The following is a 26,903-nucleotide window of genomic DNA, read 5'->3' as shown; positions in this document are numbered from 1 at the left end:
CTAGTGTTGCGTTGCGGGAATCGCTAGCGCGATTGCATGAACGACGTGCGCCGCTGGTGGGGTCTGGGACAGCGCGTGGCACCACCGCGCTTCATCCTGTTCGTGATCGTCTTCGCGGCGGCGGCGGCGGCGCTGCACGGCGCGGTCGGCACCGGGCGCGCGGTGATGGGCGGGTTCGATATCGCCGCGGGCGTCTTCATCGCCTCGATGATCCCGCTGTTCCGGCATGACGATCCGGTGCGGATGCGCCGCGCCACGCGCGCCAACGACGCCAATCGCGCGCTGTTGCTGGCGATCACCGGCGCGGTATCGCTGGTGATCCTGGCGGCGGTGCACGACGAGTTGAAGGGCCGCAACAGCGGCACCGCGATCGCGTTCGTGATCGTCACGCTGGCGCTGGCGTGGCTGTTTTCCAACCTGGTCTATGCGCTGCATTACGCGCACCTTTTCTATATGTCCGGCGCGGACGGGAAGGATGCGCGCGGCATCGACATCCCGGGCACCGACACGCCCGATTACTGGGACTTCCTGTATTTCAGCTACACGCTGGGGATGACGTTCCAGACGTCCGACGTGGAGATCACCGACGGGCGCGTGCGGCGGATCGTCACCGGCCAGTGCCTGGCGGCGTTCGTGTTCAACCTGGGCGTGATCGCCTTCAGCATCAACGTTTTGGGTGGCGGATAGTCAGTGGGCCGATAGGGAGTGGACAGGCGGCGGCGCGCCGTTACGCTTGGGCGATACGCCATAACCTGACGGGACGCCCCACCGCATGATCCGATCGTTCGCAGCCGCCGCCCTGCTGTCCACCTCCGCGCTCGCCCACCCGCTCGCCGCGCAGGTGCCCGCGGGCAATTCCGCGCCGCAGCCGGTGCCGTTCGTCGATACGATCCCCGCGCCGCGCGACACCCCCTTCCCCGGCACGATCCGGCTGGCGGTGGACGCCACCGACACGCAGCGCGGCATCCTGCGCGTGAGGGAAACGATCCCGGTGCCGCAGGCCGGGCATATGGTGCTGCTGTTCCCCAAATGGCTGCCCGGCGCGCATTCGCCGCGCGGCGAGATCGAGAAGCTGGCCGGGCTGATCGTCACCGCGAACGGCAAGCGGCTGGACTGGACGCGCGACCCGGTCGACGTCTTCGCCTTCCACATCGACGTGCCGGCGGGCGCGAAGACGATCGAGGCGAATTTCCAGTTCATCTCCGCGACCAAGGGCGACCAGGGCCGCATCGCGGTGACCCCGACGATGATCTCGCTCCAGCCCAATTCGGTGAGCCTGTATCCGGCGGGATATTTCACGCGCCAGATCCCGATCCAGATGACGGTCACCTGGCCCGCGGGGTGGACCGCGGCGGGCGCGATCCCGGCGAAGGTGGCGGGCGCGACCTCCACCTACGACACCACCAATTACGAGATCCTGGTCGATTCGCCGATCCTGGCGGGCAAGTACGGCAAGGTCTGGCCGCTGACCGACCGGGTCAACCTCAACGTCTTCGCCGACACGCCGGCCGAGCTGGCCGCGACGCCCGACCAGATCGCCGCGCACCGCCGGCTGGTGGAACAGGCGGTCAAGACGTTCGGCGCGCAGCATTACGACCGCTACGAATTCCTGCTGTCGATCACCGACCGGCTGGGCGGGATCGGGCTGGAGCATCACCGGTCGAGCGAGAATGGCGTGACGCCGGGCTATTTCACCAAGTGGAACGACGGGCCGGGCCGCCGCAACCTGCTGCCGCACGAATTCACGCACAGCTGGGACGGCAAGTTCCGCCGCGGGGCGGACCTGTGGACCCCCGATTTCCGCACCCCGATGCGTGATTCGCTGCTGTGGGTGTACGAAGGGCAGACGCAATTTTGGGGCTATGTGCTGCAGGCGCGCTCGGGCCTCGTCTCGAAACAGGACACGCTGGACCAGCTGGCGGCGATCGCGGCCACCTATGACAGCCAGCCCGCGCGCGCGTGGCGCGACCTGATCGACACCACCAACGATCCGGTCATCTCCTCGCGCCGGCCCAAGGGATGGACCAGCTGGCAGCGCAGCGAGGATTATTACAACGAAGGGCTGCTGGTGTGGCTGGACGTCGATTCGCTGCTGCGCGAGAAATCGGGCGGCACGAAGTCGATCGACGATTTCGCGCGCGCCTTCTTCGGGGTGCGCGACGGCGACTGGGGCGAGCTGACCTATACGTTCGACGATGTCGCCGCGACGCTGAACGCGATCGTGCCGTGGGACTGGGCGGCGTTCCTGAAGCAGCGGCTGACCGAACATGCCAAGGGCGCGCCGCTCGACGGCTTCGCGCGCAACGGCTACCGGCTGGTCTATACCGACACGCCGACCCCGTCGTCGAAGGCGGCGGAAGCGGCCGCGAAGACCACCAACCTCACCTGGTCGGGCGGGCTGATCGCCAATGCCACGGGCGAACTGACGTCGGTGACATGGGACAGCCCGGCGTTCGCCGCGGGGCTGACCGTGGCGGACCAGATCGTCGCGATCGACGGCGATGCCTGGTCGGCGGACCGGCTGAAGACCGCGATCGCCGCCGCCAAAGGCACGAAGGAGCCGATCCAGCTGACGGTAAAGCGCGGTGATTCCTATCGTCCGGTCGCGCTCGACTATCACGGGGGCTTGCGCTACCCGCGGCTCGAGAAGACCGGGACCGGCGACACCGGACTCGACCGGCTTCTGGCGGCCCGCTGAACCGCGGGCGGCCCTGACACTGCGCCTCTATAGGGGAAGAGAATGCGTATCGATCTGATTCCCGTGGGCAAGAGCCCGCCGGACGACCTGAACGTGGTGATCGAGGTTCCGACCGGCGGCGAGCCGGTCAAGTATGAATTCGACAAGGCCTCCGGCGCGCTGTTCGTCGACCGCATCCTGCACACGCCGATGCGCTATCCGGCGAACTACGGCTTCGTGCCGCACACGCTGTCGCCCGACGGCGATCCGCTCGACGCGCTGGTCGTCGCGCGTTCGCCGTTCATCCCCGGCTGCGTCGTGCGCGCGCGCCCGATCGCGGTGCTGAACCTGGAGGACGAGGCCGGCGGCGACGAGAAGCTGGTGTGCGTGCCGGTCGATTCGACCTTCCCCTATTACGCCAACGTCGGCGAGAAGGACGACCTGCCGGAAATCGTGTTCCAGCAGATCGAGCACTTCTTCACCCACTACAAGGATCTGGAGAAGAAGAAGTGGGTGCGGATCGGCACCTGGGGCGGCCGCGAGGAAGCGCGCCGCATCACGCTGGAAGCGATCGAGCGCTACGACGCCGCCAAGGCCGCGGGCAAGGAACCGCACGAGCACGAGGTTCCGGGGCGCTGAGCGAAGCCCGGATCAACCGGTTCGGGGGCGGCGCGACACCGGGTCGCGCCGCCCTTTTTCTTTTGGGGCTGCGTCGCCGCCACTTCCTCTCCGTCATGCCGGACCCGTTCCGGCATCCACCGTGCCGCGCGCGCCACAAGGGTTTCATCGTGCGGAACGGTGGACCCCGGAACACGTCCGGGGTGACGGGTGGAAGACGGGGACGCGATCGCCCCGCCCTCAATGCCCCGCGGTCAGCTTCAACCCCGCGATGCACGCCACCGCGCCGACGATCAGCAGCAGTCGCACCGGCGTCGCCGCTTCTCCGTAGAAAACGATTCCGACCAGCACGGTGCCCAGCGCGCCGATGCCGGTCCATACCGCATAGGCGGTGCCCATCGGGATCGAGCGCGCCGCCCATTCCAGCAGCAGCATCGACAATAGCACCGACAGCAGGAACCCCGCGGTCCAGCCGATATGGCGGAACCCGTCCGCGTTGCGCAGGCAGGTGGTGAACCCCACCTCGAACAGCCCGCCCGCCACCAGCCACAGCCACGCCATCAGCCGCGCTCGCCCGGCGCGGCGTGCGCCAGCGCGTGGAGCGCCGCACCGTCGACGCGCTGCACCGTCCATTCGTCCTGCGCCACCGCACCCTTCGCGCGGTAGAATTCGATCGCCGGCAGGTTCCAGTCGAGCACCCACCATTCGAACCGCGCATAGTCGCGCGCCACCGCGATCCCGGCGAGATGCGCGAGCAGCGCGGCCCCCGCCCCCGATCCGCGCGCGCCGGGCGCGACGTACAGGTCGTCCAGCCACATGCCGCGCCGCCCGGTCCAGGTGGAGAAGGTGGTGTAGAAGATCGCGAAGCCGATCGCCGCGCCGTCGCGCTCGGCGATCACCGCCTCCGCCGCGGGGGCGGCGCCGAACAGCGCGTCGTGCAGCATCGGCGCGGTCGCCTTCACCGCATCCGGCGCGCGTTCGAACGCGGCCAGCGCGCGGACGAAATCGAGGATCGCCGGCACGTCGCCGGGGACGGCCGGGCGGATCGCGAGAGTATCGGTCATGTCGTCGGCTCCATCGTCTCGGCGGCGATGTCGCTGCGCCGCGCGCCGTACAGGCACGCGCCGACGATGATCGCCGCGCCCAGCAGCGTGGCGGTCGCCACGCGTTCCCCGAACACCAGCCAGCCCAGCCCCGCGGCATAGACGAACGAGGTATATTCGGTGGTCGCCAGATAGCCCGCCTCGCCATGCGCATAGGCCCAGGCGAGCAGGAACAGCGATGCGGTGGCCAGCGCCGCGGCGACCGCGATCTTCGGCCACTCCGCGGCGGGGGGCCAGTGCGCCAGCCACGGCGCCGCGACCAGCAGGATCAGCGTGACGATCGCCGACTGGACGAACGCGATCTCCCCCGGGCGGGCGGCCTGGCTCTGCAACCGCGCGACGATCAGGTTGAAGGCGTAGAGCACCGCCGAGGCGAGGATCGCGACCGCCCCCGCCAGCGCATCGGGCCCCGCCGCGCCGCGCGACTGCCCCGCCAGGATCACGCCGACCCCGACCAGCGCCGTCAGCGAGGCGACGATCACGCGCGGACCAACCCGCTCCTTCAGCAACGCCGCGCCCAGCACCAGCGCCAGCAGCGGCGCGATATAGGCCAGCGAGATCGCCTGCGCCATCGGCACCCGCGCCAGCCCCCAGAAGAACAGCAGCGCCATCGCGGTCGTCAGCGCGCCGCGCGCGACATGCAGCCGCAGCGCGCGCGCGGTCGGCCAGCCGCCCCCGCCCGCCGCCCATGCCACCGCGCCCAGCAGCGATCCGGCGCCCATCCGCCACAGCAGCGCATTGTAGACGCCGATCGCCAGCGTCAGCGATTTCATGAACGCGTCCATCACCGAGAACAGCCCGATCCCCGCCGCCGCCACCGCAAAGGCGAGCGCGGGCGACAGATGGCGGGACGAACGGCGGGTCATGGCGCCCCGCTATCACGTCGGCTAGGCCGCGACGACAGGAACCGGCAAGGAAAGGCGCCCGCGATGCTCCGCTTGTTCATGATGATGCTGCTCGCCGCCGCGGCGCCCGCGCCCGCCCCCGATACGCCGGCGCGGACGCAGGTGGCGGACCGCGCCGCGCTGGCGCGGCTGCGCGGCAACGAAGGCGTGTCGCTGCAATGGATCGACTGGGACGGCACGCGGCGCGGGCTGCTGCACGTCCGGCAGCCCGGCGCGCTGGTGCATATCAGCGGGGAACAGCGCGTCGCCGGGCAGCCGGGGGCGCTGACCATCGACGGCGACGTGCTGCGCATCGACGCGCGCGCGTTCACCTTCCGCGGGCGGATCGTCATCGCCGATACCCCCGACGCCGGCCGCCGGTGCGTGCGCGACGGCACCTTCACCTTCCGCATCACCGGCACGCGCCGTTACTGGCGGTTGCAGCAGATGGAGGCGTGCGACGGCCTGACCGATTACGTCGACATCTATTTCTGACACCCGCTCAGCGGATCAGGCGGATGTCGATGCCGACGTCCAGCCCCGCCCAGGCATGGTCGGCGGTCAGCACCGGCACCGCCAGCCGCTGCGCCAGCGCCAGGCAGGCGCGGTCGGCGAAGGACAGGCCCAACGGTCGTGCGATGGCGTGAAGGCCGGCGCTGGCGATCGCCTGATCGGCGTCGAAGGCATGAACCGCAACTTCCAGCCGCCGTACCGCGGACAGAACGACATCCCGCGCGATTCCGCGCCGCGCGCATTTGTGCAGGATTTCGTCCAGGTTCACCGCGGACAGGATCGCGCCGCGCGCGTGCGCCGCGACCGCCTCGCCTCCTGGCTCATCGAACAGCAGCGCCAGCAGCGCCGACGCATCGAGGACGATGGTCACGGGCGGTCCGCATCCTCGCGCCGCGCCTCTTCGCGACGATCCGCGATCAGTTCGTCGACGATGCCGGTGACGCCCCGGCCGCGAAACTGCGCCTGTATCTCGCGCACTGCCTGTGCGTAGGGGACGACCTTGAACGATCCGCCCTCGTCCGGCTCGATCACCACCGAATCGCCGTCCCTGATCCCCAGTTCGCGACGCAGCGCGGCGGGGATGACGATCTTGCCGCCGGCGATCACCTTCGCGTGATAGGTCATGTCGCGCCCTCCAGGACCCGACATGTACCATGGGGCCTATTCGGCGGCCAGTACCGGCGGCGCCTTGGCCGCATCGGCCGCCTCGATCTCGGCGGCCTTGGCCTCGACCAGCTTGACGATATGCTCGATCATGTCGGCGTCCTGGACGTGGTGGTCGGTGACGCCGGACAGATAGACCATGTGCTTGCCGTTGCCGCCGCCGGTGATGCCGATGTCGGTCTCGCGCGCCTCGCCCGGACCGTTCACCACGCAGCCGAGCACCGACAGGCTCATCGGGGTGCGGATGTGCTGGAGCCGCTCCTCCAGCGCCTGTACCGTGCGGATCACGTCGAAGCCCTGCCGCGCGCAGCTGGGGCAGCTGACGACGCGCACGCCGCGGTTGCGGATGCCCAGCGCCTTCAGGATCTCGAACCCGACGCGCACCTCGTCCTCCGGCTCGGCCGACAGGCTGACGCGGATCGTGTCGCCGATCCCGAACCAGAGGAGCGATCCGATGCCGATCGCGCTCTTCACCGTGCCGCCGACGAAGCCGCCCGCCTCGGTGATGCCCAGGTGCAGCGGGCAATCGACCGCCGCGGCCAGTTGCTGGTAGGCCGCCACCGCCAGGAAATGGTCGGACGCCTTCACCGCGACCTTATATTCGTGGAAATCGTGGTCCTGCAGCAGCTTGATGTGATCGAGCGCGCTTTCGACCAGCGCATCCGGGCACGGTTCGCCGTATTTTTCCAGCAGATGCCGCTCCAGCGACCCGCCGTTGACGCCGATGCGGATCGCGCAGCCATTGGCCTTGGCCGCGCGCACCACCTCCGCCACGCGCTCCGACGAGCCGATGTTGCCCGGGTTGATGCGCAGGCACGCCGCGCCCGCGTCCGCCGCCTCCAGCGCGCGCTTGTAGTGGAAATGGATGTCGGCGACGATCGGCACCTTCGCCGCGCGCACGATCTGGCCCAGCGCCGCGGTGCTTTCGACATCGGGGCAGCTGACGCGGATGATGTCGACGCCCGCCTCCTCGCAGCGGCGGATCTGGTCGATCGTCGCGGCGGCATCCTCGGTCGGGGTATTCGTCATCGTCTGGACGGTGACGGGCGCGTCGCCGCCGACGGGGACGTTGCCGACCATGATCTGGCGGCTCGCGCGGCGCTGGATATCGCGCCAGGGACGGACGGACATGAAGGCTTCCTATCGGTTCGCGGGCGATATAGCGATCCGCGCAGCAAAACGGAAATGGGGAGAGGGATGATGACGCTGTCGCTGTACGAGGCACTGGTCCCGTCGATGCTGCAGACGCTGGGCGCGGTCGACGGCCTGCTGACCAAGGCGGAGGCATATGCCGCCGAACACGGGCTGGCGCCGTCCGAGCTGATCGACGCGCGGCTGGCGCCCGACATGGCGCCGCTGGGCTATCAGGTGAAGGCGTGCCGCGAACATTCGCTCGCCGCGATCGCGGGGGTGCGCGCCGGGCAGTTCACCCCCAGCCGCGCGCCGTGGCCGACCGATTTCGCGGGCCTGCACGCGCTGCTGGCGGAGGCGACCGATGCGCTGACCGCGATCGACGCCGCCGAACTGGACGCGCTGGCCGACGCGCCGGTCGATTTCGTGATGGGCGAGATGCGGCTGCCGTTCACCGGCACGACGTTCCTGCTGTCCTTCTCGCAGCCCAATTTCTATTTTCACGCCACCACCGCCTATGCGATCCTGCGGATGAAGGGCGTGCCGCTGGGCAAGACCGATTTCCTCGGCCGGCTGCGCATCGGGCGGTGATCGGGCGGCACGTCAACGGGTTAGCGTCGCGCCGCCGAAGCTGGTAGGGGCGCGCGCGATGCAGCGGCACTACGGCCTCGACTGGCTTCGCATCGGGGCGTTCGCGATCCTGATCCTCTACCACGTGGGCATGGTGTTCGTGCCATGGGATTTCCACGCCAAGCTGCCCGGTGCCTGGTGGGTGGCGGTGCCGATGATGGCGTCCAACCCGTGGCGGCTGGCGCTGCTGTTCGTCGTGTCGGGCTATGCCAGCCGCGCGCTGTTCCTGCGCAACAAGGTGCCGTGGCGGTTCGCGCGCCAGCGCAGCCTGCGGCTGCTGGTGCCGCTGGCGTTCGGGGTCGCGGTGATCGTGCCGGTGCAGCCGTGGGTGGAGCTGACCAGCCGCTACGGCTATCCGCACGGCTTCTGGCATTTCTGGCTGCACGACTATTTCCGCTTCGGCAGGCTGGGGCCGCTGGTGCTGCCGACGTGGAACCACCTGTGGTTCGTCGGATACCTGTGGGTCTATACGCTGGTGCTGGCCGCGCTGGTCGCGATCGTGCCGGCGCGCGCGCGACAGGCGGCGCAACGCGGCTTCGCCTGGATCATGCGCGGCCCGGCGCTGCTGCTGCTGCCGGTCGGGTGGATGGTGCTGGTCAATTTCGTGCTGTTCCCCGGCGGGCGCGAAACGCATGCGCTGGTCGATGACTGGGTGGCGCACGCCAGCTATTTCCCCGCCTTCCTGTTCGGCTTCGCGCTGGCGTGCGCGCCCGCGACGCTGGCGGGGTTCGTGCGGCGGTGGCGCGAATCGGCGGGGATCGCGATCCTGGCCTATATCCTGGTCGCCGCGATCGAGATCCGCTGGCCGGGCAACACCATGCCCGCGCCCTGGGGGACGATCTTCTCCGTCGCGCGCGCGGTCGAGGGGTGGGCGGCGGTCGCGGGGCTGATCGGCTATGCCGACGGCCACTGGAACCGCGACCATCGCTGGCGCCCGATGCTGACGGAGGCGGTGTTCCCCTTCTACATCATCCACCAGTCGGTGATCGTGCTGGTCGCCTATTGGCTGCGCGCCACCGGCTGGCCGGTATGGCTGGACGCGATCGTGCTGGTCGCCGCGACGGTGGCGGGCTGCTGGGCCTTCTACCTGATCGGCCGCGCGATCGGGCCGCTGCGCCCGCTGATCGGGCTGCGCCGCCACGCATCGCGCCGCACCCGCGTCGATCCGCGCCCGGCGATCGCCTGAGCGTTATGGGCCTGAACGCTACTGGCCGAACGTGCCGGGCCGGTAGAGCAGGGTGATCGCGACGCGGCGGTTCCGCGGATCCTGCGGATTGTCGGCGATCATCGGCTCGCGATCCGCCACGCCCTCGATCCGGTTGAAGCGCGCTTCGGGAATGCCGCCCATCGCCAGCCGCCGCCGCGTCGATTCGGCGCGGCCGGACGAGAGCATCCAGTTGTTCATCGCGCGCGGATCGCCGAACGGCAGGCTGTCGGTATAGCCGCGGATCATGATCGGGTTCTGCGTTTCGGCGATCCCCTTGGCGACCATCCCGATCAGCTCGCTCGCCTTCGAATCGAGCGTCGTCGTGCCCAGCCCGAACATCGAATAATCGGCATCGTCGATCAGGTCGATGCGCATCCCGTCGGGGGTCATGGTGAAGCGGATGTGCTTGGACAGGTTCGCCAGGTCGCGGCTCTGCGCGATGCGGCGCATCACCTCCTGCTTCAGCTTCGCGAAATTCTTCTGGTCTTCCTGCGCGGTGGCGCTGCGCAGCGACCCCTTGGTGCCGAACCCGCGCACCTCGCCCTGCGGGCGTTCGGTGACGAGCGCGATCGCGCGGATCTCCGCGGTGCCGGCCTTGGCGCCGATCTTCTCCTTCGAGGTGATCGATTCGCCGCCGAACACGCCGCTGCCGCCCAGCCCGACGACCTTCTTGTCGATCAGCGTCGGCGCGAAGTAATCGGCGATGCCCTTGCGCTGCTTCTCGGTCGTGGCGCCCAGCAGCCACAGCAACAGGAAGAACGCCATCATCGCGGTCACGAAATCGGCATAGGCGACCTTCCACGCGCCGCCGTGGTGCCCCGCGGCGATCACGTTGATCTTCTTGACGATGACGACCTTGGGCGGCTGGTTGTTGCCGTGCGGAGCCTTGGCCATCGCGCTTACTTACCGCGCAGCCCGTCGAACACCTCGGCGAAGCCGGGCTGGTTCTTGTGGTCGATGCCCGAGCGCGCCGCCTCGATCACCAAAGGCTGCGGATGGCCATGGAGCGAGGCGATGATGATCTGCTTGACGACGTGATAGATCGCCGCGTCCGCCGCGATCACCTGCTTCAGCCGGCCCGCGAACGGATTGACGATGCCGTACGCCAGCAACACGCCCATGAACGTGCCGACCAGCGCCGAGCCGATCATCCCGCCCAGCACCGCCGGCGGCTTGTCGATCGACCCCATGGTCTTCACGATGCCCAGCACCGCCGCGACGATGCCCAGCGCGGGCAGCGCGTCGGCCAGGCTCTGCAACGTGTGTTCCGGCCCCTCGACTTCGTGGTGGTGGGTCTTGATGGCATTGTCCATCACCTCCTCCACCGCATGGACGTCGAGCGTGCCGGACGACACGACGACCAGCCGCAGCGTGTCGGCGATCAGGTTGACCAGCGTATGGTCCTTCAGAAGCTTGGGATATTCGGCGAACACCGCGGAGGACTTGGGATCCTCGACATGCGGCTCCAGCGCGATCGGCCCTTCCATGCGCAGCATCTTCATCAGCTTGCTGACCAGGAAGATGACGTCGAGATAGTCCTGCTTCTTGTACTTCGGCCCCTTGAACACCTTGCCCAGGCCGCCGCCCATCGCCTTCAGCTCGCTCATCGAATTGCCGATGATGAGCGCGCCGGCGGCGGCGCCGCCGATGATGAGCATTTCGTGCGGGATGGCGTGGAACACCGGGCCGAGATTACCGCCGGTAATCGCGAACCCGCCGAACACCATGCCGAGAAGGACGACGAGGCCGATGGCCGCAAACATGCGCGTTTCCCCGTGAAAAGGACGTGACGGTTACCGCAGCGTGGTTAACCCGGCAGGGGTAGCGAAGTGGTTACCGCGCGTCCGATTTTCGCCAGCGCCGCGCCTCGCCGATACGAGAACGCCGCCGGCGCACGCGGCGACGGCGGCGATGGGGCCCGACGCACGGGTCACCCGATCAGCGCAGATAGGTGAACAGCGACAGCTGCGACAGCTTGGAGAAGCTCTGCTGCGTGGCGTTGAGGATCGTCAGCGTCTTCGACAGCTCGGTATAGGTTTCGGTGACGTCGACATCCTCCATCGAGGAGCGCAGGTCCGCACGGTCCAGGTTGGTGCTGTCCAGCAGCCCCTGCTGCAGGTCGACGCGTGCGGCGCGCGCACCGACCGACGCCTGCACCACCGACACCTGTTCGCTGGCCGCCTTCAGCGGGGCCATCGCGGCATTGGCGACCGTCTCGCTCGCCGTGCCGGTCTGCAACGCGGCGGCCAGCGCCGCCAGCGACTGCAACGTGTCGCCCGCACCGGAGGTGAAGACGCGCGCGGCGGTCTCGGTCGGCTGGACCGACACGCCGTCGCCGATCGGGATTTCCGACAGCTTGTTGGCGGTATTGTAGGTGAAGGTGCCGTTGGCGTTGCGGATCACCGCATCGGTGCCCGCCAGGCTGCCGAACAGCGGCTGGCCGCGCAGGTCCTTGGTATTGCCCAGCCCCACCAGCGCATCGACGATCGAGGACAGCTGGTCGCCGATCACCTTGCGATCGCTTCCGCTGAGCGAACCGTTGGCGGCTTTGTTCACCAGCTCGGTCGCCTGCTGCATCTGCACGCTGATCGACCCCAGCGTCGAATCGGCCTGCTGGAGCAGCGCGGCCGACAGGTCCAGGTTCTTGCCATAGACCTCGGCATCGGCGTCCTTGCGCGCCAGTTCGGCGATCTGCTGCGCCACCGCGACGTTTTCGGACGGGTTGATGATCTTCTTGCCGGTGGCGATCTGCGTCTGAAGCCGCGTGGCGGTCTTCATCAGATCGCTCATCTTGCTCGCGGAGCGTTCGAACAACAGGTTGCTGGAAATCTGCATCGCGCTTACCTGATCTCGAGGATCGACTGGAACGTTTCGCGGGCGACCTGCACCACGCGGCTGGACGCCTGATACGCCTGCTGGAAGCGGACCAGATCGATCGCCTCCGCATCGAAATTGACCCCCGACAGTTCCGACCGTGCGGTCAGTGCGCCGTCGTGGATCGCGGTCTGCGCGTCCGACACCAGATTGCGCTGCTTCAGCGTGGCGGCGTTCTGCGTCACCAGTTTCTGGATGCGGCCTTCGTAATCGTCGCTGACGCGCAGCCCCGCCAGCGTCGCCAGGTTGCTGGCGTCGCGCTGACCGCCGGTCTTGGCGGCGGCGATCTTCGCGCCATCGGTCAGCGCGACGGTGATCTTCGTCGGGTCGCCCGCCGCGACGGTGAACAGGTCGGTGCCGGTCGCGCCGTTCAGATCCTGTCCGCTGCGCTGCAGCGTGTTGACCGTGCTGGTGAACTTGTCGGCGATCGCGCCCAGTTCCTGGCGGGTGGAGAAGATGCGCTGCGCGCCCTCCATCACCCCGGCCAGCGCGCCGCCCTCCGGCGTCATCAGCTGCGACGTGCCGTCGCCGCGGACGACCTGCAGCGCGACATTGCCGGCGGTGCGGCCATAGCGCACGTTGGTCGCCTCGCGCACGTCGACCAGCACCGGCCCGCTGTTGCCGCCGGCGCGCACCGTCGCGCGGCCGAACGCATCGAACTGCGCGTCGATGTCGGTCAGGTCGCTCATCTTCTCCAGCAGCTGGTCGCGCTGGTCCTGGAGCGCGGCGGCGGCGGACGTGCCGGACACGACCGTCATCAGCCCCTGGTTGACCTTGAGCACCGCCTGATTGAGCCGGTTGAGCTCGTCGACGTTCTGCACCGCGCGCGAATCAAGCTCGGTCATCGATTCGTCGAGCGAGCGCGCGGTCACGCCGAACGAATCGGCCACCGACGACGCCGCGCTCAGCATCCCGGCGCGCAGCGCGGTGCTGGTGGGTTCGCCCTGCAGCGCGGTCGCCGCGCCGAAGAACGCGGTCATCTGCGTCGTCAGCGCGCCGCCGCCCAGCGCGGTCTCGATCCGCTGGAGCCACACCGAACTGGCCTGCGTGCGCGCCAGATCCGCGCCGGCATTGCGCACCGCCGCCTCGGTATAGGGGTTGCTGGACCGTCCGACGCCCTCGACGATGACGCCGCTGCCGTTGAGCGATCCGCTGCTGTAACTGCCCGCCGACGCGACCTCGCGCATCGTCGTCGTGCGGCGCACATAGCCCGCAGTCCCGGCGTTCGCGATGTTCTCCGACGTCGTCGTCAGCGCGGTCTGATACGCGCGGACGCCCGAAGCGCCGATGGCGAGCAGGTCACTCATTCTAACTGCGTGCCATGGCCGGCATTAAGATTCGGTTGAGATTTCGCGAGGAAATCGGTCATCGCCTTGCCGATCCCGACCGGCGTGTGCTCCGCCATGTGGCGCACCGTCGTCTGGTCCTGCATGTCGCGGAAGGTGTCGAGCGCCTTGCTGTCGAACAGCGGGTCGGACAATTTGGCCTGGCGCATCGACTTCAGCATCATGCCGGTGAACACCGCCTCGAACTGCTGCCCGGCCTTGGCCAGGTTGTCGCGCGTCTCGGTGCGGCCCAGCCCCGAATCGATCCCGGTCGCACCGGAAATGGTCGGCATCGTCGTCATCACAGCACCACCAGTTCGGCCTTGAGCGCGCCGGCTTCCTTCAGCGCCTCCAGGATCGCCACCAGATCGGCGGGGCTGGCGCCGATCGCGTTCACCGCCTTCACCACATCGGCCAGCTTCGGCCCCGGCGACAGCAGGAACATCGGCTTCTTCTCCTCCTCGACCGACACGTTCGAGCGATTTTCCAGCGCGGTCTGCCCGCCGCTGAACGGCGCCGGCTGGCTGACGCGCTGGTTCTCGTCGATGCGCACCGTCAGCTTGCCGTGCGTCACCGCCGCCGCGCCCAGCCGCACCGCGGAATTGATGACGACGGTGCCGGTACGCGCGTTGACGATCACCTTGGCGGGCGGCTCGGCGGTCTCGACCGCCAGATTCTCGATCTGGCTCATCAGCGTCGCGCGCACGTCGGCGCCGACCGGCGCGCGCACCGCCACCGACACCGCGTCGGTCGCCTGGGCGGTGCCCAGCCCGAAACGGCGGTTGATCGCGGCGGCGACGTTCTGCGCGGTGGTGAAATCGGCGCGTGCCAGATTGTAGGTCAAGAAGGGCGTATCCTCGAACCCGGTCGCCACCGCCCGCTCGACGGTGGCCCCTTCGGGGATGCGGCCGGTGGAGGGGACGTTGACGACGATCTTCGATCCGTCCGCGCCCTCCGCGCCCAGCCCGCCGACCGCCAGATTGCCCTGCGCCATCGCATAGGTCTGCCCGTCGGCACCCAGCAGCGGGGTCAGCACCAGGCTGCCGCCGCGCAGCGACTTGGCCTTGCCCATCGAGGCGACGGTGATGTCGATCCGCTGGCCGGGCTTGGCGAAGGGCGGCAGTTCGGCGGTGATCATCACCACCGCGGCGTTCTTCATCCCCGGATTGGCATTGGGCGGCAGCTGCAACCCGAAGCGCGAGGCGACCGCCTTCACCGACTGGACGGTATATTCGAGATTGTCGTCGCCGGTGCCCGGCAGCCCGACGACCACGCCATATCCGGTCAGCTGGTTCGAACGGATGCCCTGGAACCCGCCCAGATCCTTGATCCGGTCGGCGGTCGCAGGCGTCGCGACCAGGAGCGCGGCGAGCGCGAGGAGGATGGCGCGGATCATCAGAACGGGCTCACGACCTGGAAGAAGCGGGACAGCCAGCCCTGGCGGCTGGAGCGGGCGACGTCGCCCTTGCCGGTATAGGCGATCTGCGCATCGGCGACGCGGGTCGATTCGACGCGATTGTCGCGATCGACGTCGGCGGTGCGCACGATCCCCTTGATCTGCACGAATTCGTCGCCGCGGTTCAGCGTGACGCGCTTCTGCCCCTGCACCAGCATGGTGCCGTTGGGATAGACCTCCGCGACGGTCACCGACACTTCGCCGGTCAGCGAATTGGACTGGTCGGCCGCGCCCGTGCCGTTGAAGCCGCGATTGCCGCTGACCGCCGCATCGGTGGCGCCGAACAGGCTGAGCGCGCCGGTGGTCGGCGGGACCAGCCCGAAGCCGCCCTTCGAATCGAGCTTCGACGACGACGTCTTGGACGCCGCGGTGCGTTCGACCAGCACGATCGTCAGCGGATCGCCGACGCGGCGCGCGCGCCACCCCTCGTGCAGCGCGCCATAGCCGGCCGATGCCTGGAAGATCGCGCCATTGGCGGGCGGCGGCGGCGTCACCGGCGGCGCCAGCGGCGCGCGCACGGCGGTGAAATCCTCCCTCGCCTTCTTGCGCCCGAACAGGCTGGCATCGGCGGGCGCGGGCGCGAACGCCGCGGCGACCAGCGCCAGCGCGGTGGCGCCCAGCGCCAGTTCGATCCAGCGCGCATCGTGCGCCAGCGGGCGCGAGAGGAAGGGGCGGGTGGCCATGGCAAGCATTCCTGTCGCGATCAGATGTTCTGGTTGGCGTATTTGAGCATTTCGTCGGTGGCCGAGATCATCTTCGAATTGACCTCGTACGCGCGCTGCGTCTCGATCATGTCGACCAGTTCCTCCACGACGTTGACGTTGCTCGCCTCCAGCTGGCCCTGCCGCACGCGGCCGCGCCCGTCCTGCCCGCCGACGCCCAGATTGGCGGCGCCGCTGGCATCGGTTTCCAGAAGGATGTTGTCGCCGTTCGACTTCAGTCCGGCCGAATTGGGGAAGCTGGCGACCTGGATCTGCCCCAGGTTCTGCGACCCCGCCTGCCCCGGGACGGTGGCGGACACGGTGCCGTCCATGCCGACGGTGATCTCGCTGGCGTTGGCCGGAATGGTGACGCCGGGCATCACCTGATACCCCTGGCTGGTGATCAGCATCCCTTCGGGCGAGCGGCTGAAATTGCCCGCGCGGGTATAGCCCAGCGTTCCGCCCGGCATCTGCACCTGGAAATAGCCATCGCCGTCCAGCGCGATGTCCAGCGCGTTGCCGGTCTGGTTCATCGACCCCTGGGTTTCCATCCGCGCGGTGCCCTGGACGCGCACGCCGGTGCCCAGGTTCAGGCCGGTGGCGTATTTCGTTTCCGAGCTGGACGGCGCGCCCGCGGCGGTGACGACCTGGTAGGAGAGGGTTTCGAACGACGCACGATCGCGCTTGAACGCGGTGGTGTTCACGTTCGCCAGGTTGTTCGAGATGACCCGCATCCGCATGTCCTGGGCGTCGATCCCGGTACGTGCGATGTGCATGGCGGCGGTGGTCATGAGCTAATCCTTCCTCAGCCCGGCAGGCGCATCACGGATGCGCTCGATTCGTCCATGGTGCGCGCTTCCTTCAACAGGTTCGCCTGCACCTCGTAGCTGCGCTGGTTCTCGATCATGTCGACCAGCGCCTGGGTCATGTTCACGTTCGATCCCTCGAGCGTGCCCGACGCGACCTTCGCGTCGAGATCGGCGGGCAGCGCGCCGCCGTTGGGAACCCGCATCAGATTGTCGAGACCCTTCACGGTCTGCGACCCCTTCGACGAGACCAGCTTGATCCGGTCGATCACCTGCGGCCCGCCGGTGTCGCCCTGCGCGACGATCGCGATCGACCCGTCCTGGCCGATCGACAGCTGGCTGTACGGCGGCAGCGTGATCGGGCCGGACTGGCCCACCACGATGAAGCCGTCGCCGGTCTGCAGCGCGCCCGAGGGCGACACCTGGAGGTCGCCGCGGCGGGTATAGGCCTCGCTGCCGTCGGCGGCCTGCACCGCGATCCAGCTGTTCTCGTCCGTCACCGCCACGTCCAGCGGGCGGCCGGTCTGCTGCAGCGCGCCCTGCCGGCGATCGATGTCGCGCACTTCCTGCCCGGTCGGCTGGCGCGCCGACAGCGTGCTGGTGCCGTCGGACAGGATGATGCGGTCGAAGATGACGCGGTCGGCGCGAAAGCCGGTGGTGGAGGCGTTCGCCATGTTGTTGGCGATCGCGGCCTGCGCGGACATGTGCGCGCGCAGCCCCGTCGCCGCCGTATAGACCAGCTTGTCCATCTACCGGCTCCCGCCCCCGCCTGTCGCTTACGACCGGATGTTGAGGATGGCCTGCGACACCTGCGTCGCGGTATCCAGCGCCTTGGCGTTCGCCTGGAAGTTGCGCTGCGCGGCGATCAGGTTGACCAGTTCCTCGGTGATGTCGACGTTCGATCCTTCGACCTGGCCCGACTTCAGGTTGCCGTAGCCGTCGGTCGCCGCCGAACCCAGGTTCGCCGCGCCCGAGATACCCGTCGCCTGCCAATAGCCGCCGCCGACCTGGCGCAGCCCGGTGGGGGCGGAGAACTTGGCCATCGCCACCTTGCCCAGCGGCACGATGTCGCCGTTCGAGAAGCTGGCCTTGATCAGCCCCGAATCGTCGACCGTCACGCCGGCCAGCTGGCCGACCGCGACGCCGTCCTGGCTGCGTGAATTGACCGCCGACGCGCTCGACAGCTGGGTCGAACCGGCCAGGCTCAGCGTGATCTGCTGCTGCGCCGCGCCCGATGCCGGGATGAACGGATCGAACGCCAGCGTCCCCGTCGTCGGCGTGATCAGCGCGCCGGTGTTGCCGAACTTCAGCTCGACCGGCGGCGGCGGGGTGCCGGTGTCGCCGGTGCGCCGCATCGGCGCGTCGCCGACATAGGTGAACACCTTCCACGTGCCCGTCGTCGGCGGCGACGCGGCGGGATCGCCCATCGCGGTACGGACGTAATAGTTGGTCATCGTCATCGGATTGCCGTTCGCGTCGTAGATGCGGCTGGCGACCGAGTTGTTGTAGGTGGTGGTGTCGGTCCGGTCGAACTTGGTCGCGTCCTTCAGCGACGAGGTCGACGTCAGCTGGACCGAGGTGGCGACGTTCGACGTCGCCTGCGGGGTGCCGCTGGTCTGCTGGATCTGCAGGTTGGTCAGCCCCTTCTGCCCGGTGGCGGTGACGTTGCCGTCGTTGTCGACCGGATAGACCATCAGGAAGCTGCCCTGCGAATCGACCACGTTGCGGTCGTCGTCGACCGAGAAGCTGCCGGTACGGGTATAGTTGATCTGGTCCGACAGGCCGGTCGACTTCACCACGAAGAAGCCTTCGCCGACGATCGCCATGTCGAGCGCGTTGGTGGTGCCGTTGAGCGGGCCGTCCTTGAACTGCTGCACGGTGCCCTTCACCATGACGCCCGAGCCGACCATCTTGCGCGGATCGGTCGACACGTTCGACGCGATCACGTCGGCGAACTGGGTGCGGCTCTTCTTGAAGCCGGTGGTGGACACGTTGGCCAGGTTGTGGCTGATCGTGGCCATGTCGGTCTGCATCGCCTGCAGGCCGGAAAGCGCGGTGAAGAAGGACATGGTTTAAGCTCCTCGCGGTAACGACGTGATTGCGGGTGGGTGGATGGGGTGTCAGGCGACCTTGCGGACCGCCGCGGGCTTCACCTCGCCCAGGCCGGCGACGTTCAGCACCGGCTCGCCGCCGGGTACCAGCGTGGCCGACTGGACCGGCGCCCACACCAGCGGCGTGGCGGCGACGATCGCGGACTTGTTCGCCGCCTCGACGGTGATCGTATAGGGGCCGTTCTCGACGGTGTTGCCGGCGTCGTCCTTGCCGTTCCAGTCGAAGGTGGCGGTGCCCTGCGGCTGTTCGCCCAGCTGGAGGTTCTTGACGATCTTGCCGTCCTTGTCGGCGATCGCGACGTTGACGTCGCTGGCCGCGCCGCCCAGCTCGACCGCGCCGGCCAGCCCGCCGGTGCTGCGCTCATAGGCGGTCTTGCCCTCGGTCAGGACGTTGCGGCCGACGAACGACATCGCATCGGCGGTGCTGGTCGCGCCCAGCCGCGCGGAGATGGCGGCCAGCGACTTGTTCATGTCGCTGATGCCCGCCACGCTGCTGAACTGCGCCATCTGGGCGACCATCTCGGTATTGTCGACCGGCTTGAACGGATCCTGGTTCTTCAGCTGCGCGGTCATCAGCGCGATGAAGTCCTCCTGCCCCAGCGTGGTCTTGCTGCCCTTGGCGGCGGTGTTCGCCTGCGCGCCGGTGCGCTTGATCCCCGACGCCGACAGCGCCGCGTCATAGGCGCTCTTGCTGGCGTCGGCGGCCGACGGGGCGGTGAGGTTGAGCGAATTGCTTGCCATGGTCAGCGACCCATCTTGATGGTGTCGAGGATCAGCTTCTTGGCCGTATCCATCACCTCGACGTTGTTCTGGTAGCTGCGCGCGGTCTCCATCATGTCGACCAGCTCGCGCGATTCATCGACCGCCGCGTCGAAAACGTTGCCGTCCTTGTCGGCCAGCGGATTGGCCGGGTCGTACCGCTTGGTCGGCGCCTCGCCGGCGGTGACGATCTGCTGCACGTCGACGGTCGACATGCCGCTGGCCGCGTCGAAGCTGGTGCGGAACACCGGCTTCATCGTCTTGTACGCGCCGTCCGCGGTGGTCGCGACGTTGCCGGCATTGGCCAGGTTCGACGCGGTCGTGTTCATGCGCGTCAGCTGCGCCGACATCGCGCGGCCCGCGACCTGGAAGATGGTGAGCGGAGAGCCGGTCGGCATCGCTTATTCCCCCTTCAGCGCGCGGGTGATCTGGCCGATCCGCCCGTTCAGGAACGACAGCGTCGTCTGATACTGGACGGCGTTTTCGGCGAAGGCGGTCTGTTCGGTGGACAGTTCCACCGTGTTGCCGTCCATCGACGGGGTGGTCGGCACGCGATAGCGCACCGCGCCGTCGATCCCGTTCGCATTGCCCGCCTCCACCGCGCCCAGCGCGGTGCGGAAGTCCAGGTCACGCGCCTTGAAACCGGGGGTGGACGCATTGGCGATATTCGACGCCAGCACGCCCATGCGCTGGGAACGCACCTCCAGCGCACTGCCATGAATTCCGAACAATCCGTCAGCCATGGGCCGATCCTCCTTCGCACGAACAGGTGCTCGCCGAGGTATCAGCAAGGGGCGTGCCAAATGCCGCGCCACGGGTGCGAATCGCCGCCGGGGCGCCGCACGGCAGCGGCGGCGGCAAGCGTTTGCCGGTTGCCGGCAACGATCTTGCCGCCTGCGCGCCGTCGCGGCGGCCGTCTGTGGGGGCCGCCCATGTGCGCGCCGGTTGGCCCGCGGATTGCAAAGACATCGCGCATGACACCCGGCACCTTCCTCGATCCCGCCGCGCTCGCCATCGTCGGCGGCGGCACCGTGCTGGCGACGCTGCTGCGCACCCCGCTGGCCGATGTCGCGCGCGCGCTGTCGGCGCTGCGCGTGCTGGTGCGCCGCCGGTTCGATGCCGCCCCGCTGGTCGAACAGATCGCCGCGCTGTCGCGGATCGCGCGCCGCCACGGCGCGATGGCGCTGGACCGCACCGTCGTCGCCGACCCCGACGTCGCGCTGGGCATCGCCGCGGTGGTCGACGGGACGCCGGTGCCCGCGCTGCTCGACGCGCTCGACACCGCGCAGCGCGCGCGCGTCGAACGCCACCGCATTGCCGCCGACGTGTGGGCCGGCGCGGCGGAGGCGGCGCCGGCGATGGGGATGGTCGGCACGCTGGTCGGGCTGGTCGCGATGTTCACCCAGATGACCAATCCCGCCGCGATCGGCGGCGCGATGGCGATCGCGCTGCTGGCCACCTTATATGGCGCGCTGCTCGCCAACCTGGTCGCACAGCCGATCGCGACGCGCCTGCGCACCGCCGCGCGGACCGAGGCGCTGGAGCGGTTGCGGCTGGCCGCGCCGCTCGCCGCGCTCGCCGAACGCGAGGCGCCGCGCCCGGTGTCGTTCGTGCCGCAGCGCGACGCCGCCACCGCGCCGGAGGATGCGGCATGACCGCCGACGACCTGCCGTTGCCCGCCCCCGCCCGCCCGCTGTGGCTGGTGACGCTCGCCGACCTGTCGCTGCTGCTGGTCGGCTTCTTCGTCCTGCTCCAGGCCGATCGCGATCTCGATCCGAAGCGCCTGGCCGAGGGGCTGGCCGCGGGCTTCGGGGTGACCGCCGCGGCGATGCCGGTCGCCGGCAACGCCATTGACGGCTTCGCGCCGGGCAGCGCCGACCTGCCGCGCGATCCCGCCGCGCTCGCCGCCTGGGCCGCGGCCGAACTGCGCGACCCGCGCGTGCGGCTGACCGTCACCGGCGTCGCCGACAACGCGCCCGGCCATGGCGACGTCGACCCGGCCAGCGGCAGCGCCGCGGTGCTCGCCGCCGATCGCGCGCGCGCCACGGTCGCCGCCCTCTCGCGCGCCGGGGTGCCCGACGCGCGCATCGATATCACCACCGCGCTGCGCCCCGGACGCCGCGCGGTCATCGTCACGCTCGCCTTCGCGGGCGATCCGTCCGTCGCTTCCCAGGGGAAACGTCCATGATCCTGCCGCTCCTCCTCTCCGCCGCCGCCGCCGCGGCGCCCGGTTTCCAGGATACCGCCGCGCTCGACCGCGCGGTCGCCGCCTTCACCGCGCAGCCGATCGGCGCGCTGGGCGGCGCGCGCGCGCCGGTCGACCCGCGGTTGCGGCTGGCGACCTGCCCGATGGTGGCGATGTCGTGGCGCACCGATGCGCATGACGCGGTGGTCGTCGCCTGCGCCGGTCCCAGCTGGCGGATCTTCGTCCCCGTACTCGCCCCGCCGCGCGCCGCGCCCGCCGCCGCCCCGGCGCTGCAACCCACCGCCGCCGTTCCCGCCGCCCCGGTCATCCGGCGCGGCGACCCGGTGACGATCGAGGCCGGTTCGGACGGCTTTTCGATCACCCGCGACGGCGTCGCGATGGGCGATGCCGCGCCCGGCGCACGGCTGATGGTGAAGGTCGACGACACGCCGCGCCCGGTGCAGGCGGTGGCCGTCGCGGCGGGCCGCGCGACCCTGCCGGGATGGCCGGAATGATCGCGCCGGAATGGCGGATATAAAAAAGTGCTAAAGTCGCCCCGTCGACGGTCGTTTCTGCCGGTGTCAGCGGAACCGGATGGGTGCGGACATGGTAGAATCGGTAAGTTCAAACACGATCAGGGCAGGAGATCTCCGGATCGCCAACGTCGCGCGCGTCGCGGCGGCTCCGGCGGTGACGACCGACGCGCCAGCGTCGGCGCCCCCCGGCGTCCAGGCGCCGCAGACGCTGGCCCGGTCGATGGCCGCGAAGCCGCCGGTCGATTCGGAACGGGTCGCGGCGATCAAGTCCGCGATCGCCAACGGCACCTTCCCGTTGTCGCCCGCGACGATCGCCGACCAGCTGATCGCGCTGAAATACGATTGGATGTCGCATGAACAGGCGTGATGCGCTGGTGCGCGTGATCGATCTCCTCCACGCCGAGATCGCCGCGCTCAAGGCCAACGACCTCAACGCCCTGGAACGCGCCACCGCGCACAAGCTGTCCGCGATCGAGACGCTGCGCGCGCTCGGCGACGGCCCGGCCTCGCCGGAAGTGCGCGCGCTGGCGGAGGAAGCCGACCGGCTGAACGACACCTGCCGCATCTACGTCAACCTGATGGCGGCAAATGTCCGCCGCCGCCTGCAACTTCTTTCCGGCCAGGGCGGCAACGCCTATCGCCGCGGCAGCGTCGCCTACGCCTGATGCCGCCGCCGGCGCCCCGCGCCGCGAAATGGCACGCCTCTTGCTGAACACGGCATATGACCGTGTCAGCGATTTCCCCGACGACCCAGCGCGTGACGTCCGCGATCCAGCGGGCGGCCCAGCGCACCGGCATCGACTTCGACTATCTGCTGGGCCAGGCGAAGCTGGAAAGCGGCCTGAACGCCACCGCGCGCGCGGGCACCTCCTCCGCATCGGGGCTGTACCAGTTCATCGAACAGAGCTGGCTATCGGTGGTCAAGAAGCACGGCGCCGAACACGGCCTGGGCTGGGCCGCGGACAGCATCCAGCAGACCGGATCGGGCCGCTTCACCGTCACCGGCGGCAATCGCGCCGCGATCCTGGGGCTGCGCAACAATCCCGAGATCGCCTCGCTGATGGCCGCCGAACATGCCGGCGACAACAAGGACGGGATCGAGGCCGCGACCGGCCGCGCCGCGACCGGCACCGATCTGTACATGGCGCATTTCCTGGGGCTGGGGGGTGCGCGCACCTTCCTGTCCGCGATGAAGGGCAATCCCGATCGCAGCGCCGCGTCGCTGTTCCCCGCCGCCGCGCGCGCGAACCGCCACGTCTTCTTCGAACGCGACGGCTCGGCCCGTTCGCTGTCGGAAGTCTACCAGCGGTTCGCCGACAAGCTGGGCGCGGGCGCGACGTCGGCGGGCGGCGGCACCGGCAGCGCCGCCGCCACCGCGATGCAGTTCGCGGCACAGGCGCTGGCGATCGGCGACGATGCCACCGTGGTGACCGGGGCGAACGAAAGCGCCAACGACGCGCTTGCCTGGGCCAATTCCACGCTCGGCCGGATTCGGTCGGTCGCCGGCCAGTCGGCCGCCGCGGCCAACAACAGCATGTTGCGCCCCTCCCCCGATCATGCGCGGCTGGCGTACATGATGCTGGCGAGCATGGGGGGCTGACCCGGTGAAGCTGCTCCACAACGCGCGCCAGGCCGCGCTGCCCGCCGCGATCCTGCTGCTGGTCGTGCTGATGGTGGTGCCGATCCCGGCGGCGCTGCTCGACCTGTTCTTCATCATGAACATCACGATCAGCCTCGCGGTGCTGATGGTGGCGCTGAACGCGGAACGCCCGCTCGATTTCTCCGCCTTCCCGACGGTGCTGCTGTTCGCCACGCTGTTCCGGCTCGGCCTCAACGTCGCCTCGACGCGCGTCGTGCTGGTGCACGGCCACACCGGGTCGGCGGCGGCGGGGCATGTGATCGAGGCGTTCGGATCGTTCGTGATCGGCGGCGACTATGTCGTCGGCCTGTTCGTGTTCGCGATCATCGTCATCATCAACCTGATCGTGGTGACCAAGGGCGCGGGCCGCGTGTCCGAAGTGTCGGCGCGCTTCACGCTCGACGCACTGCCCGGCAAGCAGATGGCGATCGACGCCGATCTCAACGCCGGCCTCATCACCCCGGACGAGGCCAAGCAGCGCCGCATCGACGTGGCGACCGAGGCCGAATTCTACGGCTCGATGGACGGTTCGTCCAAGTTCGTGAAGGGCGATGCGGTCGCCGGGCTGCTGATCCTGGCCGCCAATATCGTCGGCGGGCTGATCCTGGGCCCGGTCAGCCACGGCATGGCGGTGGGCAAGGCGGCGCAGACCTATACGATGCTGGCGATCGGCGACGCGCTGGTCGCGCAGGTGCCCGCGCTGCTGCTGTCGATCGCCGCCGCCGCCATCGTCACCCGCGTGAAGTCCGAAAAGGATCTGGCCGGGCAGATCGGCAGCCAGTTCGGGTCGGCGCGCACGTGGACGCCCGTCGCGGCGATCCTGACGCTGCTGGGCGTGCTGCCGGGGATGCCGCATCTGGTGATCCTGCCGATGGCCGCCACCGCCGGCTTCGCCGCGTGGAAGCTCAACCAGATCGCCAGGCGCCCCAGGATCGTCGAGCCGGCCGCCCCGGTCGAGGCGCCCGATCCGTCGAAGATCGGCTGGGACGAGGTGACCGAGGCGATGATGGTCAACCTCGACGTGGGCTACGGCCTGGTCCCGCTGGTCGACGAACGCCGCGGCGCGCCGCTGATGGCGCGGCTGACCGGCGTGCGCCGCCAGCTGTCGAAGGAACTGGGCTTCGTGGTGCCGTCGGTGCGCGTGCGCGACGACATCAACCTGCCGCCCTACACCTACCGCCTGATGCTGGGCGGGGTGTGCATCGGCGAGGACCAGGTGTCGCCCGACGAGATGCTGGCGCTCGACACCGGCCAGGGCTTCGGCGAGCTGATCGGCAAGAAGGCCAAGGATCCGACCTTCGGGCTGGACGCGACGTGGATTTCCCCCGGCGACGCCGATGTCGCGACCGGCCAGGGCTATCTGGTGGTCGATTCGGGCACCGTCATCGCCACCCATCTCAACCATGCGCTGGGCGCGCATTCGGCCGACCTGCTGGGCGCCGACGAGGTCCAGTCGCTGCTCGACGGGCTGAAGGAGCGCGCGCCGCAGCTGGCCGGCAGCCTCGCCGCGCTGCCGCTGACCACGCTGACCGGCGTGCTGCGCGGCCTTCTGGCCGAGGGCATCCCGCTCAAGGAATTCCGCCGCATCGCCGGCGCGATCGCGATCGCCGCGCAGCGCAGCCAGGACGCGGGCGAGATCATCGAGCTGATCCGCCCCGACCTCGGCCCGCTCATCATCGCGCGGCTGGCCGGCGTGCGCGAGCCGCTGCGCGTCATGACGCTGGAGGGCGGGCTGGAACAGCTGCTCGGCCAGGCGATGCGCAACGATCCCGGCCGCCAGGTCATCGAACCCGAACTGGGGCGCCGCATCGTCGACGCCCTGCAAGCCGCGGCCCAGCCGCTCATCGCGGAAGCCAAGCCGTTCGCACTGGTCGTCCAGCCCGCGATCCGCCTGGCGATCCGCAAACTCGTCCGCACCGTTCTTCCGGATACGCCCGTCATGAGCTTTTTCGAAGTCCCCGAGGACAAGGCCGTCGAAGTCGTCGCGATCATCGGCGGCCACACCCCGCAGCCGGCGTTGGCGGCATGAGCGCCGAGCCGATGAAGGGCGCGTTCGCCGACGCGACCCCGCTGGACGCCGCGCCGCTCACCTATAGTCCACGCGCGCGCGCGCGAGACGACAATGCGCTGGTGCAGACGCACCTGCCGCTGGTCCGGCGGCTGGCGTGGCACGTCCACGGCTCGGTCTCGACCGCGATCGAGGTCGAGGACCTGATCCAGGTCGGGCTGGTCGCGCTGGTCGAGGCGGTCGCCACGTTCGAGGACCGCGGGCAGGTGACGCTCAAGCAGTATCTCGTCACGCGGCTGCGCGGCGCGATGATCGACGAGCTGCGCCGCCATGCCGCGATGACGCGCGGCGCGATCCGCCGGCGGCGCGACTATGCGCGCGCGGTCAACCAGCTGTCGGGCGAGCTGCGCCGCGCGCCCACCGACCGCGAGCTGGCCGAGCGGCTGGGCGTCACGGTCGAGAAGATGCGCGCCGAATATGCCGCCGCCGAGGCGGTGAAGTACGAATCGATCGACGAGGTCTATGCCGACGACCAGCCGTGGTTCGCCAGCGACACGCCCGATGCGTTCGAGCAACTGTCCGAAGCGCAGACGCGCGACCGGCTGGTCGCCGCGATCGCGACGCTGCCCGAGCGCGAACAGATGGTCATCCAGCTGTACCACGTCGAGGAACTGAACCTGGAGGAGATCGGCCAGGTGCTGGGCGTCGGATCGGCGCGCGTCTGCCAGATCAAGGCATCGGCGCACGCCCGGCTGAAGAAGGCGATGCAGCGCGGCGCGGGGTAAGGCGTTGTCAGCGCGGGGGCGCCCTGCCCCACGCCGGAGACGATCGCATGACCGACCCACGCCGCCACGACGATCACGAGCCGGCACCCGCACCGGGCCTGACCGAGGAACCGCGCGCCCCCGACAGCCAGGGGGACCGCCCCGCCGGCGAACCCGACGACAACCCCGACGACCTGACCGTGCAGGGCGGCGAATAGCGGGCACGACGACACCCCGGCGGCCGACAGGTCGGTCGCCGGGGTGTCGCGCGTCAGCGGTAACGGGCCGCCGCGGGGGGACAGCGGCCCCACCC

General features: G+C 69.4%; 34 protein-coding genes. 15 read left to right on the top strand and 19 right to left on the bottom strand.

Going from position 1 to position 26,903, the window contains the following annotated elements:
* Positions 1 to 36 precede the first annotated feature (36 nt).
* From COA07_RS13295 to ppa, 3 genes are all read left to right on the top strand, one after another.
* A complete protein-coding gene (locus tag COA07_RS13295; protein ID WP_066708956.1) occupies positions 37 to 687 on the top strand; it encodes a DUF1345 domain-containing protein in 651 nt (216 codons plus the stop codon).
* Between the two features lie 85 nt (positions 688 to 772).
* On the top strand, positions 773 to 2,698 hold the full coding sequence (locus COA07_RS13290; protein WP_066708959.1) for a M61 family metallopeptidase: 1,926 nt from the start codon (positions 773 to 775) through the stop codon (positions 2,696 to 2,698).
* 42 nt (positions 2,699 to 2,740) lie between these two features.
* On the top strand, positions 2,741 to 3,316 hold the full coding sequence (gene ppa, locus COA07_RS13285) for an inorganic diphosphatase (protein WP_066708961.1): 576 nt from the start codon (positions 2,741 to 2,743) through the stop codon (positions 3,314 to 3,316).
* A gap of 219 nt (positions 3,317 to 3,535) precedes the next feature.
* Here the strand turns inward: ppa and COA07_RS13280 are convergent, their stop codons facing one another.
* Genes COA07_RS13280 through COA07_RS13270 form a run of 3 tightly spaced genes read right to left on the bottom strand, consistent with a single transcriptional unit; the run spans position 3,536 to position 5,264 of the window.
* On the bottom strand, positions 3,536 to 3,856 hold the full coding sequence (locus COA07_RS13280; protein ID WP_066708964.1) for a DMT family transporter: 321 nt from the start codon (positions 3,854 to 3,856) through the stop codon (positions 3,536 to 3,538).
* Complete coding sequence (locus tag COA07_RS13275; RefSeq protein ID WP_066708967.1) at positions 3,856 to 4,359, bottom strand: GNAT family N-acetyltransferase; 504 nt, start codon at positions 4,357 to 4,359, stop codon at positions 3,856 to 3,858. Before COA07_RS13275 ends, COA07_RS13280 begins: the two co-directional genes overlap by 1 nt.
* Positions 4,356 to 5,264, bottom strand: coding sequence for a DMT family transporter (locus tag COA07_RS13270; protein WP_066708969.1), 909 nt, complete (start codon positions 5,262 to 5,264; stop codon positions 4,356 to 4,358). The genes COA07_RS13275 and COA07_RS13270 overlap by 4 nt, the downstream gene beginning before the upstream one ends.
* A 63-nt stretch (positions 5,265 to 5,327) precedes the next feature.
* Here COA07_RS13270 and COA07_RS13265 point away from each other — a divergent pair, with 63 nt between their 5' ends.
* Complete coding sequence (locus COA07_RS13265; protein WP_066708972.1) at positions 5,328 to 5,777, top strand: hypothetical protein; 450 nt, start codon at positions 5,328 to 5,330, stop codon at positions 5,775 to 5,777.
* A gap of 7 nt (positions 5,778 to 5,784) precedes the next feature.
* Here COA07_RS13265 and COA07_RS13260 read toward each other — a convergent pair whose 3' ends face one another.
* The 3 genes from COA07_RS13260 to ispG are packed head-to-tail and all read right to left on the bottom strand — an operon-like array spanning position 5,785 to position 7,589.
* The gene (locus COA07_RS13260) at positions 5,785 to 6,165 is read right to left on the bottom strand and encodes a type II toxin-antitoxin system VapC family toxin (RefSeq protein WP_066708979.1); all 381 of its coding nucleotides are present in this window, start codon (positions 6,163 to 6,165) and stop codon (positions 5,785 to 5,787) included.
* Positions 6,162 to 6,419: an AbrB/MazE/SpoVT family DNA-binding domain-containing protein gene (locus tag COA07_RS13255; protein WP_066708982.1), complete on the bottom strand. Its 258-nt coding sequence runs from the start codon at positions 6,417 to 6,419 to the stop codon at positions 6,162 to 6,164. Before COA07_RS13255 ends, COA07_RS13260 begins: the two co-directional genes overlap by 4 nt.
* Before the next feature lie 36 nt (positions 6,420 to 6,455).
* Entirely contained in the window at positions 6,456 to 7,589 is a 1,134-nt protein-coding gene (ispG, locus tag COA07_RS13250) for a flavodoxin-dependent (E)-4-hydroxy-3-methylbut-2-enyl-diphosphate synthase (protein ID WP_066708984.1), read from the bottom strand.
* A gap of 69 nt (positions 7,590 to 7,658) precedes the next feature.
* On the opposite strand from ispG, the gene COA07_RS13245 reads away from it, so the two are divergent.
* On the top strand, positions 7,659 to 8,180 hold the full coding sequence (locus COA07_RS13245) for a DUF1993 domain-containing protein (RefSeq protein WP_066709009.1): 522 nt from the start codon (positions 7,659 to 7,661) through the stop codon (positions 8,178 to 8,180).
* Positions 8,181 to 8,238: 58 nt separating this feature from the next.
* Positions 8,239 to 9,405: an acyltransferase family protein gene (locus COA07_RS13240; protein ID WP_066708987.1), complete on the top strand. Its 1,167-nt coding sequence runs from the start codon at positions 8,239 to 8,241 to the stop codon at positions 9,403 to 9,405.
* A gap of 18 nt (positions 9,406 to 9,423) precedes the next feature.
* Here COA07_RS13240 and COA07_RS13235 read toward each other — a convergent pair whose 3' ends face one another.
* The 13 genes from COA07_RS13235 to COA07_RS13175 all read right to left on the bottom strand — a co-directional run bounded on the left by COA07_RS13235 (position 9,424) and on the right by COA07_RS13175 (position 20,201).
* Positions 9,424 to 10,320: a flagellar motor protein MotB gene (locus tag COA07_RS13235; protein ID WP_066708990.1), complete on the bottom strand. Its 897-nt coding sequence runs from the start codon at positions 10,318 to 10,320 to the stop codon at positions 9,424 to 9,426.
* A 5-nt stretch (positions 10,321 to 10,325) separates the two neighbouring features.
* The gene (motA, locus tag COA07_RS13230; protein ID WP_066708993.1) at positions 10,326 to 11,189 is read right to left on the bottom strand and encodes a flagellar motor stator protein MotA; all 864 of its coding nucleotides are present in this window, start codon (positions 11,187 to 11,189) and stop codon (positions 10,326 to 10,328) included.
* Positions 11,190 to 11,364: 175 nt separating this feature from the next.
* Positions 11,365 to 12,261, bottom strand: a complete 897-nt coding sequence (locus COA07_RS13225) for a flagellin N-terminal helical domain-containing protein (RefSeq protein WP_066708995.1) — start codon at positions 12,259 to 12,261, stop codon at positions 11,365 to 11,367.
* A gap of 5 nt (positions 12,262 to 12,266) precedes the next feature.
* Positions 12,267 to 13,607, bottom strand: a complete 1,341-nt coding sequence (gene flgK, locus COA07_RS13220; RefSeq protein ID WP_066708997.1) for a flagellar hook-associated protein FlgK — start codon at positions 13,605 to 13,607, stop codon at positions 12,267 to 12,269.
* Entirely contained in the window at positions 13,604 to 13,927 is a 324-nt protein-coding gene (locus COA07_RS13215) for a rod-binding protein (RefSeq protein WP_066708999.1), read from the bottom strand. Before COA07_RS13215 ends, flgK begins: the two co-directional genes overlap by 4 nt.
* Entirely contained in the window at positions 13,927 to 15,021 is a 1,095-nt protein-coding gene (locus COA07_RS13210; protein WP_066709002.1) for a flagellar basal body P-ring protein FlgI, read from the bottom strand. The genes COA07_RS13215 and COA07_RS13210 overlap by 1 nt, the downstream gene beginning before the upstream one ends.
* On the bottom strand, positions 15,021 to 15,764 hold the full coding sequence (locus COA07_RS13205; protein ID WP_096641177.1) for a flagellar basal body L-ring protein FlgH: 744 nt from the start codon (positions 15,762 to 15,764) through the stop codon (positions 15,021 to 15,023). The genes COA07_RS13210 and COA07_RS13205 overlap by 1 nt, the downstream gene beginning before the upstream one ends.
* A 20-nt stretch (positions 15,765 to 15,784) precedes the next feature.
* Complete coding sequence (flgG, locus tag COA07_RS13200; protein ID WP_066713969.1) at positions 15,785 to 16,573, bottom strand: flagellar basal-body rod protein FlgG; 789 nt, start codon at positions 16,571 to 16,573, stop codon at positions 15,785 to 15,787.
* A 14-nt stretch (positions 16,574 to 16,587) separates the two neighbouring features.
* Positions 16,588 to 17,337 carry a flagellar basal body rod protein FlgF gene (locus tag COA07_RS13195; RefSeq protein WP_096641175.1) on the bottom strand — a complete coding sequence of 250 codons (750 nt, stop codon included), beginning with the start codon at positions 17,335 to 17,337 and terminating at the stop codon, positions 16,588 to 16,590.
* A 27-nt stretch (positions 17,338 to 17,364) separates the two neighbouring features.
* On the bottom strand, positions 17,365 to 18,657 hold the full coding sequence (locus COA07_RS13190) for a flagellar hook protein FlgE (RefSeq protein WP_066712910.1): 1,293 nt from the start codon (positions 18,655 to 18,657) through the stop codon (positions 17,365 to 17,367).
* 51 nt (positions 18,658 to 18,708) lie between these two features.
* A complete protein-coding gene (locus COA07_RS13185; protein WP_066712913.1) occupies positions 18,709 to 19,440 on the bottom strand; it encodes a flagellar hook assembly protein FlgD in 732 nt (243 codons plus the stop codon).
* A gap of 2 nt (positions 19,441 to 19,442) precedes the next feature.
* Positions 19,443 to 19,856, bottom strand: coding sequence for a flagellar basal body rod protein FlgC (gene flgC, locus COA07_RS13180; protein ID WP_066486491.1), 414 nt, complete (start codon positions 19,854 to 19,856; stop codon positions 19,443 to 19,445).
* Between the two features lie 3 nt (positions 19,857 to 19,859).
* Positions 19,860 to 20,201 (bottom strand): flagellar basal body rod protein FlgB, encoded by a 342-nt coding sequence (locus COA07_RS13175; protein WP_066712915.1) that lies wholly within the window; start codon positions 20,199 to 20,201, stop codon positions 19,860 to 19,862.
* A 231-nt stretch (positions 20,202 to 20,432) separates the two neighbouring features.
* On the opposite strand from COA07_RS13175, the gene COA07_RS13170 reads away from it, so the two are divergent.
* The 9 genes from COA07_RS13170 to COA07_RS18340 all read left to right on the top strand — a co-directional run bounded on the left by COA07_RS13170 (position 20,433) and on the right by COA07_RS18340 (position 26,808).
* On the top strand, positions 20,433 to 21,113 hold the full coding sequence (locus tag COA07_RS13170; RefSeq protein ID WP_096641173.1) for a motility protein A: 681 nt from the start codon (positions 20,433 to 20,435) through the stop codon (positions 21,111 to 21,113).
* A complete protein-coding gene (locus COA07_RS13165) occupies positions 21,110 to 21,646 on the top strand; it encodes an OmpA family protein (RefSeq protein WP_245842151.1) in 537 nt (178 codons plus the stop codon). Before COA07_RS13170 ends, COA07_RS13165 begins: the two co-directional genes overlap by 4 nt.
* Positions 21,643 to 22,158, top strand: coding sequence for a flagella basal body P-ring formation protein FlgA (locus COA07_RS13160; protein ID WP_096641172.1), 516 nt, complete (start codon positions 21,643 to 21,645; stop codon positions 22,156 to 22,158). The genes COA07_RS13165 and COA07_RS13160 overlap by 4 nt, the downstream gene beginning before the upstream one ends.
* Positions 22,159 to 22,249: 91 nt before the next feature.
* Positions 22,250 to 22,546, top strand: coding sequence for a flagellar biosynthesis anti-sigma factor FlgM (flgM, locus tag COA07_RS13155; RefSeq protein WP_083956975.1), 297 nt, complete (start codon positions 22,250 to 22,252; stop codon positions 22,544 to 22,546).
* A complete protein-coding gene (locus COA07_RS13150) occupies positions 22,533 to 22,844 on the top strand; it encodes a hypothetical protein (protein ID WP_066712356.1) in 312 nt (103 codons plus the stop codon). Before flgM ends, COA07_RS13150 begins: the two co-directional genes overlap by 14 nt.
* Before the next feature lie 56 nt (positions 22,845 to 22,900).
* Complete coding sequence (locus COA07_RS13145) at positions 22,901 to 23,779, top strand: flagellar biosynthesis protein FlgJ (RefSeq protein WP_066712354.1); 879 nt, start codon at positions 22,901 to 22,903, stop codon at positions 23,777 to 23,779.
* A gap of 4 nt (positions 23,780 to 23,783) precedes the next feature.
* Positions 23,784 to 25,847, top strand: coding sequence for a flagellar biosynthesis protein FlhA (gene flhA / locus COA07_RS13140; protein ID WP_066712352.1), 2,064 nt, complete (start codon positions 23,784 to 23,786; stop codon positions 25,845 to 25,847).
* Complete coding sequence (locus COA07_RS13135) at positions 25,844 to 26,611, top strand: sigma-70 family RNA polymerase sigma factor (RefSeq protein ID WP_066712350.1); 768 nt, start codon at positions 25,844 to 25,846, stop codon at positions 26,609 to 26,611. The genes flhA and COA07_RS13135 overlap by 4 nt, the downstream gene beginning before the upstream one ends.
* Before the next feature lie 47 nt (positions 26,612 to 26,658).
* Positions 26,659 to 26,808 carry a hypothetical protein gene (locus COA07_RS18340; protein ID WP_157085346.1) on the top strand — a complete coding sequence of 50 codons (150 nt, stop codon included), beginning with the start codon at positions 26,659 to 26,661 and terminating at the stop codon, positions 26,806 to 26,808.
* The last annotated feature ends 95 nt before the right edge of the window (positions 26,809 to 26,903 follow it).

It is taken from the genome of Sphingomonas adhaesiva, assembly GCF_002374855.1.
Lineage (GTDB): Bacteria > Pseudomonadota > Alphaproteobacteria > Sphingomonadales > Sphingomonadaceae > Sphingomonas > Sphingomonas adhaesiva.
The sequence above is the reverse complement of the archived record's forward strand: the minus strand, read 5'-3'. Positions and strand labels throughout refer to the sequence as shown.